The organism is Hydrogenophaga laconesensis (assembly GCF_031457235.1).
Classification (GTDB): Bacteria; Pseudomonadota; Gammaproteobacteria; order Burkholderiales; family Burkholderiaceae_C; genus Hydrogenophaga; species Hydrogenophaga laconesensis.
Window position 1 is genome coordinate 538,063 of sequence record NZ_JAVDWE010000001.1, and the last position, 13,521, is coordinate 551,583.

At 65.2% G+C, this 13,521-nt stretch carries 12 protein-coding genes and 1 pseudogene; 7 read left to right on the forward strand and 6 right to left on the reverse strand.

Translation table 11 applies throughout. The features are described from left to right. Positions 1-62: 62 nt before the first annotated feature. The gene (locus J2X09_RS02580) at positions 63-980 is read right to left on the reverse strand and encodes a LysR family transcriptional regulator (protein WP_204731782.1); all 918 of its coding nucleotides are present in this window, start codon (positions 978-980) and stop codon (positions 63-65) included. Between the two features lie 118 nt (positions 981-1,098). Between J2X09_RS02580 and J2X09_RS02585 the strand changes: the two genes are divergently transcribed. The 5 genes from J2X09_RS02585 (at position 1,099) to J2X09_RS02605 (ending at position 5,977) form a co-directional block, all read left to right on the forward strand. After that, entirely contained in the window at positions 1,099-2,397 is a 1,299-nt protein-coding gene (locus J2X09_RS02585; protein WP_204731783.1) for a Rieske 2Fe-2S domain-containing protein, read from the forward strand. Between the two features lie 10 nt (positions 2,398-2,407). Beyond that, a complete protein-coding gene (locus J2X09_RS02590; RefSeq protein ID WP_204731784.1) occupies positions 2,408-3,319 on the forward strand; it encodes a TauD/TfdA dioxygenase family protein in 912 nt (303 codons plus the stop codon). A gap of 27 nt (positions 3,320-3,346) precedes the next feature. Further along, positions 3,347-4,351 carry a Bug family tripartite tricarboxylate transporter substrate binding protein gene (locus J2X09_RS02595; RefSeq protein ID WP_204731785.1) on the forward strand — a complete coding sequence of 335 codons (1,005 nt, stop codon included), beginning with the start codon at positions 3,347-3,349 and terminating at the stop codon, positions 4,349-4,351. Positions 4,352-4,432: 81 nt separating this feature from the next. After that, positions 4,433-5,008, forward strand: a complete 576-nt coding sequence (locus tag J2X09_RS02600; protein ID WP_204731786.1) for a sugar O-acetyltransferase — start codon at positions 4,433-4,435, stop codon at positions 5,006-5,008. Between the two features lie 57 nt (positions 5,009-5,065). Beyond that, positions 5,066-5,977 carry a glutaminase gene (locus J2X09_RS02605; RefSeq protein WP_204731787.1) on the forward strand — a complete coding sequence of 304 codons (912 nt, stop codon included), beginning with the start codon at positions 5,066-5,068 and terminating at the stop codon, positions 5,975-5,977. Between the two features lie 46 nt (positions 5,978-6,023). Here the strand turns inward: J2X09_RS02605 and J2X09_RS02610 are convergent, their stop codons facing one another. Both J2X09_RS02610 and J2X09_RS02615 read right to left on the reverse strand, forming a co-directional pair. Further along, entirely contained in the window at positions 6,024-6,851 is an 828-nt protein-coding gene (locus J2X09_RS02610; protein WP_310307282.1) for an HNH endonuclease, read from the reverse strand. Between the two features lie 38 nt (positions 6,852-6,889). Continuing rightward, on the reverse strand, positions 6,890-8,458 hold the full coding sequence (locus J2X09_RS02615; RefSeq protein ID WP_204731789.1) for an AAA family ATPase: 1,569 nt from the start codon (positions 8,456-8,458) through the stop codon (positions 6,890-6,892). A 210-nt stretch (positions 8,459-8,668) separates the two neighbouring features. Between J2X09_RS02615 and J2X09_RS02620 the strand changes: the two genes are divergently transcribed. Both J2X09_RS02620 and J2X09_RS27035 read left to right on the forward strand, forming a co-directional pair. Continuing rightward, complete coding sequence (locus tag J2X09_RS02620) at positions 8,669-10,156, forward strand: two-partner secretion domain-containing protein (RefSeq protein WP_204731790.1); 1,488 nt, start codon at positions 8,669-8,671, stop codon at positions 10,154-10,156. Between the two features lie 51 nt (positions 10,157-10,207). After that, a pseudogene (locus tag J2X09_RS27035) lies at positions 10,208-10,495 on the forward strand (hemagglutinin repeat-containing protein); the annotation flags it as partial. 219 nt (positions 10,496-10,714) lie between these two features. On the opposite strand, the gene J2X09_RS02630 reads toward J2X09_RS27035, so the two are convergent. From J2X09_RS02630 to J2X09_RS02640, 3 genes are all read right to left on the reverse strand, one after another. After that, positions 10,715-11,176 carry a hypothetical protein gene (locus J2X09_RS02630; protein WP_204731960.1) on the reverse strand — a complete coding sequence of 154 codons (462 nt, stop codon included), beginning with the start codon at positions 11,174-11,176 and terminating at the stop codon, positions 10,715-10,717. 86 nt (positions 11,177-11,262) lie between these two features. Beyond that, a complete protein-coding gene (locus J2X09_RS02635; protein ID WP_204731791.1) occupies positions 11,263-12,327 on the reverse strand; it encodes a serine hydrolase in 1,065 nt (354 codons plus the stop codon). Beyond that, positions 12,266-13,405, reverse strand: a complete 1,140-nt coding sequence (locus J2X09_RS02640) for a serine hydrolase (RefSeq protein WP_310307287.1) — start codon at positions 13,403-13,405, stop codon at positions 12,266-12,268. Before J2X09_RS02640 ends, J2X09_RS02635 begins: the two co-directional genes overlap by 62 nt. Between the last annotated feature and the right edge of the window lie 116 nt (positions 13,406-13,521).

Consider the following 13,521-nt stretch of genomic DNA (forward strand, 5'->3'; position numbering starts at 1 on the left):
AATTCCCTTTCCTGAGCGCCGCCCACGCTGCCCGGGCGTGGGCAGACCTCCCAGGCCGCTTTCTACCCCTGCGCCGCCCGATTGACAAACGCATCGAACATCGTGGCGCGCAACCAGCGGTGCGCGGGATCGTTGTTCACGCTCTTGCTCCAGTGCAGGTGCGCGTCGAAGACGGGCGACCGGAACGGCAGCGGCAGGCTGACCAGGCGGCTGTTCTCGGCGAAGGCATGGGCGATCGCATCGGGCACCGTCGCGATCAGATCCGTGTTGGAGATGATCTCCGGCAGGCTCATGAAGTGGGGTGTGATGAGCGTTGCGTTGCGGCGGATGCCGCGCTTCTGCACATAGGTCTCCAGCAGGCCATGCGTGCGGGTGGGCGCCTCCACCACCACATGGCGCGCCTCCGTGTACCGCTTGAGGCTGAAGTCGCGGATGAGCTCGCGGTTGTCGATGCTGCAGATGCACACAAAGCCATGCTGGGCGATGCGCCGCCGCACGAACTCGGCGGACATGAGGTCGGGGAAATAACCCAGGGCCAGGTCCACCTGCCCTTCGGAAAGCGCCCGCTGCAACTGGGGTTGCGCCATGGACACCACGCGCATGCGCACGCGCGGCGCCACCCGGGTGAGCACGTTGAGCGCCCTGGGCATGTACATCGCCTCCGCCGTGTCCGACGCCGCCACACGGAACTCGCGCTCATCCACGGCGGGGTCGAAAGACGCCTTGTTGAGGATGCGTTGTTCGATGCACTGCACCGCTTCCCGCATGGGCACCGCCAGCTTCTTGGCGTGCGTGGTGGGCTGCATGCCAGCGGCAGTGCCGATGAACAGCGCGTCCCCCAGGGCCTCGCGCAGGCGCGCCAGCGCGGTGCTCAGGCCCGACTGGCTCATGCCCAGCGCCACCGCCGCCGCGCTCACGCTGCGGTGGTCCAGCACGGCCAGAAAAATCTTCATGGACTGCAGGTTCAGGTTGCTCGTCATGGGGTCTCCGCTCTCCGAATGCTGCCCTGCAGCATCTCGAATCGAGATTCTATTGATCTGAATCAACGATGGCTTACCGCTCTAGACTTTCTGCAACGACAACGAGACAAGCCACAGCATGCTCACCCACGAAAAAAACGCCCTCCTCACGCAATGCGGTCCTGGCACGCCCATGGGCCAGCTCATGCGCTCGTTCTGGATTCCCGCCATGACGGCGGCTGAGGTGCCCCCCGCCGACGAGCCCCCCGTGCGCCTGACCTTGCTGGGCGAACGCCTGGTCGTGTTCCGAGACTCGGAGGGTCGCGTGGGCGTGCTGGAAGAGAACTGCCCTCACCGGGGGGCCAGCCTGTTCTTCGGGCGCAACGAAGAGGGCGGCATTCGCTGCGTGTACCACGGCTGGAAGTTCGACGTGGACGGCCATTGCCTGCACATGCCCACCGAACCCGCCACCAGCCGCATGTGCCAGAACGTGAAGGCGCGCGCCTACCCGGCGCGCCTGGCCGGCGCCGTGCTGTGGGTCTACATGGGCGACGCGAAGCCGGTGCCCGAGCTGCCCGCCTTTGGCTTCATGGACCAGCCCGACGCCCACCTCTACGCCTCGCGCTGGCACCAGGAATGCAACTACGCGCAGGCCATGGAGGGGGAACTGGACAGCGCGCACGTGGGCTTCCTGCACCAGATGGTGAACCAGACCGACCCGGACCACCAGGCGCTGACCGGCAAGTACTTTCAGGAAGACACCGCACCCGAGTGGAAGATCCTGCCCGGCATGGCCGGTTTCATGGCCTGCAACGGCCGCCGCGTGGACGGGGACAAACGCTACTGGCGCCTCAACCAGTTCCTGCTGCCCTTCTTCACGATGATCCCGCCGCGACCCGGCGACGCACAACTGGTGCGCATGTGGGTGCCCATGACCGACGAGCGCTGCTGGGTGATCTGCGTCAGCTGGCGCCCCGATGCGCCGTTGAACGAGGCGGAACTCGCCGCGTGGCGCAATGGCGAGAACTCGCACCGCAAGGTCATCCCCGGTACCACCACGCCTGTGGAGCGGCTGGACAACGACTACCTGATCGACCGCCAGGAACAGAAGACCATCTCCTTCACCGGCATCAAGGGCATCCGCGCGCAGGACGCCATGGTGACCGAAACCGCCGGCCCCATCGCGGACCGCACCCGCGAACACCTGGGCACCAGCGACATGGCCGTGGTCGCCATGCGCCGCACCCTCATGGAAGGCGCCAGCCAGTGCGCCGCCACCGGCCAGCCACACCCCGCAGCCGCCAACCCCTGGCTCTACGCGGTGCGCGCCGTGCAGACCGTGCTGCCGCAGGAGCAGGACGTTGCCACGGCGGACGACTTCCTGGCGCCCGCCCGGGGCACGCCACCTGCAGCGCCTCGCGCCACCGAAACGGCCTGAAGGCAGCTCCATGCAGGCAACGTCTTCCCTGGATGCGCACCCGACGCTGGTGACGCCACGGTCTTACCGCCACATCGATGTGCGGCCCCTCACCGGCGTGCTGGGTGCCCACATCCTGGGGGTCGACCTGCGCGAGCCGCTGGGCGATGAAGTGTGGACGGAGATCCGCCAAGCCTTCGCCGACCACCAGGTGATCATGTTCCCCGAACAGAGGCTCTCGCACGAACAGCACCTCAGCTTCGCGCGCGGGTTCGGCCGGGTGATCCGCCTGCCCCAACTGCACAGCGTGGAAGACCACCCCGACGTCCAGATCATCCGCCGGCTGGCCAGCGACACGGGCCGCGTGATCGGCGAGAACTGGCACGCGGACAGCAGCTACCAGGACGAACCGCCCCTGGCCGTGGTCATGCGCGCGGTCGACGTTCCACCCTATGGGGGCGACACCGGCTTCCTGAGCATGTACGCCGCCTACGAAGCGCTGTCGCCCGCGTTCAAGGCACTCATCGCGCCGCTGAATGTGGTGCACAGCGCCACGCGCATCTTCGGCTCGGCCTACCTCGCCCAGGCGCGCCGCTACAACGCCTCCGGCGCCCGGACCGATCTGGACGTGGAGATGGGCGACCGCGAAGTGGTGCACCCGCTGGTCTGCACCCATGAGGTGAGCGGCCGCCCGTTCCTGTACCTGAACAAAACCTACTCGCAGCGCATCGAGGGCCTGACCAACGAAGAAAGCAACCCCATCCTCCACTTTCTGCACGAGCACTGCGCACGGTTCGACTTCACCTGCCGCGCAAGGTGGCACAACGACCAGATCCTGGTGTGGGACAACCGCTGCACCATGCACCGCGCCATACCCGACTACACAGGGCAGGACCGATACATGACCCGCGTGACGATAGCGGGCGGACGGCCGGCGCGCTGACATTCCACAACGACCGGAGACAACGACATGACAACCCCACGAATCACCCGCCGACGCCTCACCCAAAGCCTTGTGGCGGGGCTCTTCACCGCATTCGCCGGCCTGCAGGCCTTTGCCGCCGACTTCCCCACCAAGCCAGTGACCCTGGTGGTGCCCTTCGCCGCCGGAGGCGGGCTCGACGTGACCGCGCGCATCATCGCCGAACGGCTCAAGGACGAACTCGGCCAGCCCGTCGTCATCCTCAACCGGCCCGGCGCCGGCAGCTCGGTGGGCGCCCGCGTGGTGGCCTCTTCACCGGCCGACGGCCACACGCTCTTCTTCACTTCGGGCTCCGCCTTCGCCTTTGCCAACCTGCTCATCCCCAACCTGGAACTGAAACTGCAGGACTTCGCGCCTGTGGCGGCCGTAGCGTCCAACCCGGCGGTGATCGTGACGGCGGGCAACTTCCCTGCGAAAACGCTGGCCGAACTCGCCACGTACAGCAACCCCGCCGCCATCAACTTCTGCAGCACCGGTGCGGGTGGCCTGAACCACCTGCAGCTGGAGATGTTCCGCAGCGTCGTCAAAGGCAAGACCGGCAAGGCCTATGACGCCACCCACGTGCCCTACAACGGCCTCGCGCCCGCGCTCACCGGCATTCGCGACGGCAGCGTGAACGCCTGCATGCTGCCCTACACCGCGCTGGTGAAAAACCTCAACGGCAAAGACCTGCGCGTGCTCGCCGTGCAAAGCAAGGCCCGCCTGCCCTGGCTGCCCGACGTGCCCACCACCGGCCAGCAAGGCTACCCCGAGATGGACGGCAACGACTCCTTCGTCAACATCGCCGCCCCCAAAGGCACTCCCGACGCCGTGATCGCCAGGCTGGAAAGCGCCCTGCAGACCACCATGCAGGACGCCACCGTGCGCAAGAAACTGGAAGACCTGGAAGTGCAGTGGCTCTTCATGAACAGCCGCGACACGCAGAAGTGGCTGGAAGACGAAGTGCGCAAGTTCAGCACCATCATTCGCGAGGCAGGCCTGTCGACGAAGTGATGCGCAGGGCCCGGGCAGGCGCAGCGCCTGCCCGCGGCAAGCCCATGAGGTGGCGACAGGGCACAGAGGTATGCTGCCCCGATGCGCACCGAAGCCGAAAAAGCCCTGGCCGGCGAAATCTACGACGCCAACTTCGACCCCGCCCTCATCGTCGCGCGCCTGCGCACCAAGCAGGCCCTGAAAGCCTACAACGACACCGACCCCACCGACCTCGACAGCCGGGACCGGCAACTGCGCGCCCTGCTAGGCCGCGCCGGCCGGAACCTGCTCATCGAACAGCCCTTCCGCTGCGACTACGGCACGAACATACAGGTGGGCGACAACTTCTACGCCAACTTCAACCTCACCATCCTCGACGCCAACCGGGTCGTCATCGGAAACAACGTGTTCATTGCCCCCAATGTGGGCCTGCACACCGCCGGCCACCCGCTGGACGTCAAGCGCCGCAACGCCGGCCTGGAATACGCAAAACCCATCACCATCGGCCACAACGTGTGGATCGGCGCGGGCGTGAACGTGATGCCCGGTGTGAGCATTGGCGACAACAGCGTGATCGGCGCAGGCAGCGTGGTGACGCGGGATGTGCCGGCGAACGTGGTCGCGGCCGGGGTGCCGTGCCGGGTGATCAAGTCGATCGCGGCGTTGAACGATGAGTAGGCAGCCTGCGGCGGCCACGCTGGATCGGTACCGCGCACGCTGACGGACAATCGCGCCATGCAGTTCCAGCCCATCCTCGAAGACATCGTCGCCACCCTGCGCCCCGAGCTGGGCGCGCAAGGCCAGGTGGCCGACTACATTCCCGCGCTGGCGCGTGTGCCGGCGGCGCAGTTCGGCATTGCATTGCGCACGTGCGGCGGCGAGGAAGCGCAGGCCGGCGACAGCGCAACGCCCTTCTCGATCCAGAGCATCTCCAAGCTCTTCGCCCTCACCCTGGGCATGCGCGCCATGGGCGAGCGCCTATGGGAACGCATCGGGCGAGAGCCCTCCGGCAACCCCTTCAACTCGCTGGTGCAGCTGGAGGCCGAACAAGGCACCCCGCGCAACCCGTTCATCAACGCCGGCGCGATCGCCGTCACCGACCGCCTGGTCAGCCACGGCGACCCCAAGGCCGCCATGCTGGAGCTGGTGTCCAGCCTGTGCAACGAGCCCGTGCACTTCGACGAAGAAGTGGCAGCGTCAGAGGCCGAAACGGGCTTCCGGAACATCGCGCTGGGCAACTTCATGAAGAGCTTCGGCAAGATCGACAACAGCGTGTCGACCGTGCTGGATGCCTACTTCCACCACTGCGCGGTACGCATGACGTGCCAGCAACTGGCCCGCGCCACCGGCTTCCTGTGCCGCGACGGCCGGCACCCCTTCAGCGGCGAACCGCTGCTCACCGAGCGCCAGACGCGCCGGATCAACGCGCTGATGCTGACCTGCGGCACCTACGATGCAGCCGGTGAATTCGCCTTTCGCATCGGCCTGCCCTGCAAGAGCGGCGTGGGCGGGGGCATTGTGGCGGTGGTGCCCGACCGCCTGAGCCTGTGCGTGTGGTCACCCGCGCTGGATGCCACGGGCAACTCGCTGCTGGGCATGCACGCGCTGGAACTCTTCACCGCGCGCACCGGGCTGTCGATTTTCTGAGGGCGCTCACGAAGGCCCACGAGCTTGCGGGTGGCTTCAACCGCACTCAACAATGCCCAGCATGTGCGCCGTAGCCACCTTCCGCATACCAATCGCTCGCGGCAAGCGCTCGATACAGCGCAGCCCTCCATGAGTTGGGCGAGTGCTGTGTCAGACCTTGAGCCCACTTCGCGAGATGTGATTGGATATCCACCGACGAACCGATCAGGCAAAGGACGTCCACATTGCTGGCCAATTCGTTGGCCGCCGCCACAGCGTATCGAGCGGCGAGCTTTAGTTGCCCAAAGTGATTCCGTACGCGCTGGGTCAGCTCTGGCGCCCACGTGGCACCCGGGGCGACGCTATAGGTTACCGATGCTGGCGCCGTCTCGTTCAACGTGGCGGTTAGCCACGTTGTGTTTTCAACAGCCACGTCCTCAAAGTACGGATGCAACGCAACGTTGTCGGCGGTAGCAACCCCTCCGCTCATGATCTTGTTGCAGGTCTCGCAACACGCAACCAGGTTCTCGCACAGAACCGAAAACTGCGGATAACGGGACTTCGCCAGAAAGTGATCCAACGTAAAAACCTGACCAAGCCCGCAGTAGGGACAGTTGGAATGCGCAGGCAGTGCCATCAATTGGTCGTAGACCTTGCGCGCCGTCCCCTTCTTTCCCACCATGATGTCACTGTAGAGGGCAGTCAGGTCCTCTTTGCTGATCGCTCCGCGCACAATCTGGTCGGCGTTCCCGTGAAGAAAGGACTGCGCGGAGAAAAGTTCGCGCCGCTTGGCCAGCGTCGCATATTCCTCATAGTCTTGAACGAGGTCGGCTCGGGCGGCAACGAATCGATCTACGTCAGCCTGCGCATCGAGCTCACCGACGCAGGCATCCAAGAGCGCAGTGGAATCGAAAGCTGAGCAATCCAATCGCCTCATGGCTCACCGCCGCGACTGTCTCGCTCCCGAATCATTGCGCGCAGCTGTGCCTGCGCCTCGAAGCCCAGATGATCCAGGAATTCCAGACAAATGCTTTCGAACGAACCGCCTTTGTCGACAGCGCGTTGCAGCACATCGTGAAAACCTGACTTCGCAACCTCCAGACCAAAAACGGCGCGTGTGAGCACGCCCACGTTTTCTCCAAACGTCTCACAGGGGGGACGTTCATAGGTTCCCGCACTTCGAACACGCGAAACCACCCAGACACAGCGTCTCGGCACCTCCTGAAGCACCACAGGTGAATGCGTGGCAATGACAGCGACGGCATTGCGATGATTGAGAAGATCAGAAAGCGCGCGGATGAACGAAGACAGCAGCGGCGGATGCAGGTGGCTCTCGGGCTCATCCAGCAAGACCAGTGTTTTTTCCTCAACGCAGTCGACCAGCTTCGTCATGGTCAGCAAAACAACCGCGTGACCCGAACTGAGTTCATCGAACAAGGTTGCCGCCGCAGCCTTCAGCGCCTCGTCCTTCAGCGGCAATAGGTCTCCTAGCGCAATGTCCTGGAAATTGCGATCGGATTCAAGGCACTTGATGGCATCAGACCAGCGTTCCCGCTTGCTTTCCAAGCTAATGCAGGAATGCACCGCCTCAACGAACTCACTCCGAAGCTGCAAGCGTGTCTTCATCACCCTCAGTTCGCTCGGGCTTTTCTCCCCGGTCGGATCCATCGTGACATCCTGCATGCCGATGTAGAAGTAGGCCACGCCAGCCGACCTATCTTGAACAGGGGACGGTGGAGGATCAAAGGGATCAAACGCGCTGAACGACACGGAAACGACGCTGCTGAACTCCGAGGGATTGGATGGCGCTTCCATGGAGTACTCGTTGACCGTCACGACCCGAGGCCGATTCTCCTGATGGGTCTGAGGCGCAACGATCGACCGCACCATGTTGTTGAGAATCGTCGTTTTGCCCACCCCATTTCGGCCGATCAAGACATGAAGGTTGGTCGATGGCGTGGTGACGGGTTCGACCTTGAAGTCGAGATTGAAGGCCGAACGCTCTTCTCCTCCGGGGTCCTTGTAGCGAAACCGGAAGGGCGTCAGCACGGGTTTTCCAGCGATGACGCGTCGGTACTGTCCCACAATGGCTGAGATGCTCACGTCGCGCATCAAAGACTTCTGAAGCACAGTTTCGCCTTTAACGGCCTGGAATATCTCGTCGTGCGCCGCTACATCGCCGACCAGTTTCAGATACTGCTTGACCACTGAGGCTTCGAGCTGATCACGCAGCATCTGGTAGTACGAGACGTCCTGCCCCAGCGAGAAAACATTGGGTTCGCTCTGACCCTTTACGTGGTGCAGGGTCCAGCCATCAACCTGGCCGCAGTATCCGATTCGCGTAGACCCAATCTTGAACTCGGCGCCCAACTTGTCCAGGTAGGTGACATAGAACGTCGTCTTGAAGCCGAAGTCGTCCCAGTTGCTGGCGTAAAAGTAAAAGGTATCGGGCTGCTTTGGTGGATCGGATATTTCCCGTCCCTCGAAGACAAGACCGGTCATTGATGGCTCTCCTGATGAAAACGGGCCCCATTCTCGCAACTATTCCTGGCCGCGGCGAAGCCACATCTCAATCCCCGACTCATACCGCATTTCTAGTTTTTCATACCCCCAGACACTCCATTCGTTCGCAAGCAGCCCAACTCAAAACCTGCTTCCTAGACTCCCCCGCTTCCGCCCTCAGAGGGAGGGGCGGAGCAATAGGGAGCACGCATGAACCGCAACCGCCACAGAGTGGTTTTCAACGCCGCGCGCGGCCAGCGCATGGTTGTTGCCGAGAGTGCCCGCAGCGAGAGCGGCGGTGCCAGCGGTGACACCGCCGCACCGGACAGTGCGCGGGCCCTTTTGGCGCCCTTGGGTGATCTGGACATCTGCAAACCCAGCCGGCTGCGCAACGTGGCGCTGCACCCGCTCACCTTGAGCATCGCCCTGGCGTTCACGCTGGGCCTGGTGTTCTACACCACGGCCCACGCGCAGATCGTGGCCGACCCGAGCGCGCCGGGCAACCAACGCCCGACCATCCTGCAAGCGGGCAACGGCGCAACGGTCGTGAACATCCAAACGCCAAGCGCGGCAGGCGTTTCCCGCAATGTCTATGGCCGGTTCGATGTGGACGCCAGCGGGGCGATCCTCAACAACAGCCGCACCAACGTGCAAACGCAGATCGGTGGCTGGATTTCCGGGAATCCCTGGGTAGGAGCGCCGGCCCGCGTCATCCTCAACGAAGTCAACTCGTCCAACCCGTCGTACCTCAACGGGCCGCTCGAAGTGGCCGGCCAGCGCGCCGAGGTGATCGTTGCCAACCCCTCGGGCATCCGCGTGGGCGGGGGTACTTTCCTCAATGCCTCGGGCGTCACGCTCACCACCGGCACCCCGGTGATGAACAGCGGCCACCTCGATGCGTTTCTGGTGCGCGGCGGCACGGTGCACATCGAAGGCCTGGGGCTGGACACGCGCACGGCCGACACCACCACCATCCTGGCGCGGGCGGTGGAGGTCAACGCCGGTCTGTGGGCCGGGCATCTCAAGGTGGTCAGCGGCGCCAACGAGGTCAGCGCCGACGCCAGCACGGTTACCGCAACGCCCGGCAGCGCACAAGGCCCCGCACCGCAGTTCGCGCTGGACGTGGCGGCCATCGGCGGCATGTACGCCGGCAAGATCCACCTCATCGGCACCGAAGCGGGGTTGGGCATCAACAACGCGGGCCGTATGAGCGCGAGCAGTGGCGACTTTGTGCTGCAGGCCGATGGCTGGCTGCGCAACACAGGCAGCGTGCAGGCCCAGGGTCAGCTCACGCTGCAAGCCACCGATGTGGACAACCGTGCCGGCGGCCAGATCAGCGCCACCACCACGGTCATCCAGGCCGACAACGCCCTGAGTAACCGAGGACTCATCGATGGCCAGGTGACACGCATTGAAGCGGTGGCGGTCAACAACCTCGGCACAGGGCGCGTGTATGGCGACACACTCGCCATCCAGGCCGATACCCTGCGCAACGACACCGAGACCGTGAACGGCGTGCGCACCGACGCCGTCACTCACACCACGCTACCTGTCGGCCGACGAGGTGAACCGCTGAAGCCGCCTTTGGTGCAATTCGGTGTACTGGTCGGCACAAAGGAACAACCGCCTGAGAGCTTTTTCGTCTTGAATACAGAAACGGGTGAGTTGACAGACGGGTTGTTCACTGTGCCGTATTGATGCATTCCGCCTCAGCATCGACTAGCGACATCAGCGCGGGCAAGAGCCAACTTGAGTGCCCAGGGCGACATCGAACTGCAAGCCGCCCAGAACACCGCCAGCCTCACCGGCAGCAACCAATCCAGCTCGGGCAGCGTGGGCATCAGCTATGGCATCGGGGGTTTCAGCGTCAGCGTCAGCGCCAGTGCCAGTTCTGCACGCGGCAACGAAGCCGGCGACGACCTCGTGCACACCCACACGCACATCACGGCCGGCAACAGGGTCGGCATCAGCAGCGGCGGTGACACCACCCTGCAAGGCGCCCTGGTGAAGGCCGACACCATCCAGGCCGATGTGGGCGGCCACCTCAAGATCGAGAGCCTGCAGGACACCAGCACCTACACCAGCCAGCAGAGCAGCGTGGGCGCCAGCGGCTTCTTCGGTGCCAGTACGGGCGGCTCGTTCCACGCGAGCAAGAGCAACGCCAAGAGCGAGTACGCCAGCGTGGCCAAGCAATCGGGCTCAATGGCGCCACAAGCCATCTATCTTCTAGGCGGCGCTGCCCAGCGCGCCACCCGCTCACTTTCTACTGGGCTTGGCCGAAGGCGACGAGGGTGGCGCCGTGCCATCCCCCTCCTCGTCCACCTCGTCCTCCATCGGGTCACCGGCTTCGGCCTCGTCAATGAAGGCCAGGTCGGGGTCTTCGTCGGTGGCGGCGTCTGCGCCACCGGGTGTGAACACGCGGTCCACGCCAATGTCCCAGCCGTCCTGCCTGCCGCTGTCTGCGCCCGCGCTGCGGCTTTCGCCGGTGCCGGTGGCGTCGCTCGGGGAAGCCAGTGCGTCGGGCGAGAGCAGCGCGGGGCGCTCTTCGTCGCGGGAGGCCACGTCGGTGGGCACACCCGGGTCACCGCCTTCGTCGTCGGTGATGCCCATCATGTCGCTGCCACTGTCGGAACTGTCCCTGGGGCCGAGGGACGCGGTGTCGCGGCCGGCGGGTTCGGGGGATGCGGGGCTGACGCCCTGGATGCTGCTGCGTGCCATGGTGTTTCCTTTCCAGTCGTTGGGTGCGGTGTCAGGGGCATCTGGCGTGCCCGCCTGGCCTGCAGACGATCAGAAAGAAAACCGTGTCACTTGCCGCCGGCGTTGCCCAGCAGCGTCTGCGTGATCGCACGCCCGATCTGCTCAAAAGCGCGGCCGGCTTCGCGTTGCTCGTCCAGTTCTTCAGCGCAGGTGGCCACGATGACGGCCGCACGCCCGCCGTCCTGCGGGTTGATCACGCCCATGTGGCAGGCGCGGTGCAGCTGGGTGCCGGTCTTGTGGATGAAGCGCACCGAGCGCGGCAGGCCGGCTTCGAGCCGGTAGGCGTCGTAGGTTTCGTACTTGAGGTCCACGAACAGGCGTTGCAGGTGCTGCGGTGTCACCAGCTTGCCGGTGACCAGCTGTTCCAGCATGCCGCCGTAGGCCACCAGCGGCGCGGTGTTGAACTGCCGGGCGTAGTAGCGCTTGTAGGCTTCGTCCATGGTTTTGGCGCGCAGTTCGGCCTTGGGTATGCCCATCGTGCGCGCCAGCGCATCCACGCGCTGCGGGCCCTTGGGCTGGGCGGCCACCTGCACCAGCTGCGTGTTGGTGAGTTCGCGGGCCTTGGGGTGCAGTTCGCCATACACCTCGCGCCGCACCGCGGTGAAGGTGGTAATGCGGTTGACGCCATTCGTGCCCAGGTACTGGCGGGCGCGCTGGTTGAGCGTGTCTTCGCCCACGGTGCGGATCAGCATGTTGGCCGCGGTGTTGTCGCTCTCCATCAGCATGCGCTTGATCAACGCGTCCACGGTGTACGTGGTGCCGTTCTTCTGCCACACCACGTTGCCCGATCCGTCCACCTTGTCGGCCTCTTGCAGGGTGACCTTCTGCGCCAGGTTGAGCTTGCCGGCCTCGGCCTCTTGCAGCACGGCCAGGGCGATGGGCAGTTTGGTGGTGGAGCCCAGGTACCAGGGCCGGTCGGCCTGGTAGGCGAAGGTTTCGCCGTTGTCCAGCCGCTTGATGTAGACACCCAGCTGGCCGGGTGTGGCCTTGTCGATGCGTTCAATGTGCTGTTGCAGCGCGTCGCTCCAGGCGGCGCTCTGCGCCGCGAGGCTAGCGGTCGTCAGGCTCAGCGCGATACACAGCGTGCGCAGCCGCAAGGCACATGGGGCCATCGGGTTTTCCGTCGGTCAGCAGGCCAGACTTGCAGATGGCCGTGCCCACGTCCCTGAGGGCACGGTCTGAACGCGCCACGAGCAGTTCACCGCGCGTGCAGGCCACGACGATAACCCGTTTGTCGCGACCGAGCCGGGGCACGGTGATCAAACCCGAGTCGCAGGTGCGCGCGCGCTGGGTGCCGGTTTTGTGCGCGAAGCGCGCGCCCGCCGGCAGGCCGGCCCGAATGCGCTGCGTGCCGGTCTGCACGCGCTCCATCACGCGAAGCAGGTAGCTGGTGTGCGTGGCATTGAGCACCTTGCCGTCCACGAGTTGCTGCAAAAGATGCGCATAGGCATCGAGCCGACCCGAGTTGAGGCCGCTGGCGTAGTAGGCCTCGAACGCATCGCCCACGCTGGCCACCTGGAACGACGCGGCCGGCACCCGCAGCAAGCGGGCCAGCGCCTGCAGCCGTTCGGCGTCGTTGCGCTGCTGCTTGAGCACCAGAAAGTCATGCCCGGTGAGGTGCGCCGCCTCTGACGTGAGGTAGCCATAGGCGTGCCGCCGCACGTCCGCCAGCGTGGTGATGCGCTCAATGCCCAGCGGCACCACCTGCGCCACCAGCGCATTCACCGCGTGCAGGCCAACCAGGTCGATGAGCATGTCGCTCGCCGTGTTGTCGCTGTAGATGATCATCTGCTCCAGCAGGAACCGCACGCTCACCGGCGCACCCACCGGGCGAGCGTTCGTCGCCCCCGCGCCATCCACGTAGTCGGAGGCGCGCACCCGCAAGGGCGTGTCCAGCGTGAAATCGCCCCGCTCCACCGCGCGCAGCACCGCCAGCGCCACCGGCACCTTCACGCTGGAAGCCAGGTACCAGAACTCGTCCCCCCGGTGCGACACCGACACCCCGCTCTCCAGATCGCGCACATACACGCCCACGCCCGCCGTGTGCCGCGTGGCAACCGCAGCCAGCTCGGCCTGCAGCCGCTCGGCCCAGGCGGGCTGCGGCGTCAGGGGTGGGTAGGTGGTGTTCTGCGCCCACCCGGGCCCGGTGGCCAGGGCAGCGGCTGCCAGCCAAGGCGCGGCCAGAGGCACCCGGCCACCGCAGCGCCCCAGAGTGCCCGCAAAAAATGCGGCAAAGAAAGAACGGAGGCCCGGGAAACGCGGGCCTTGCAGATGAGCGATTGCAAACCTCCTGAACACGCCACCGT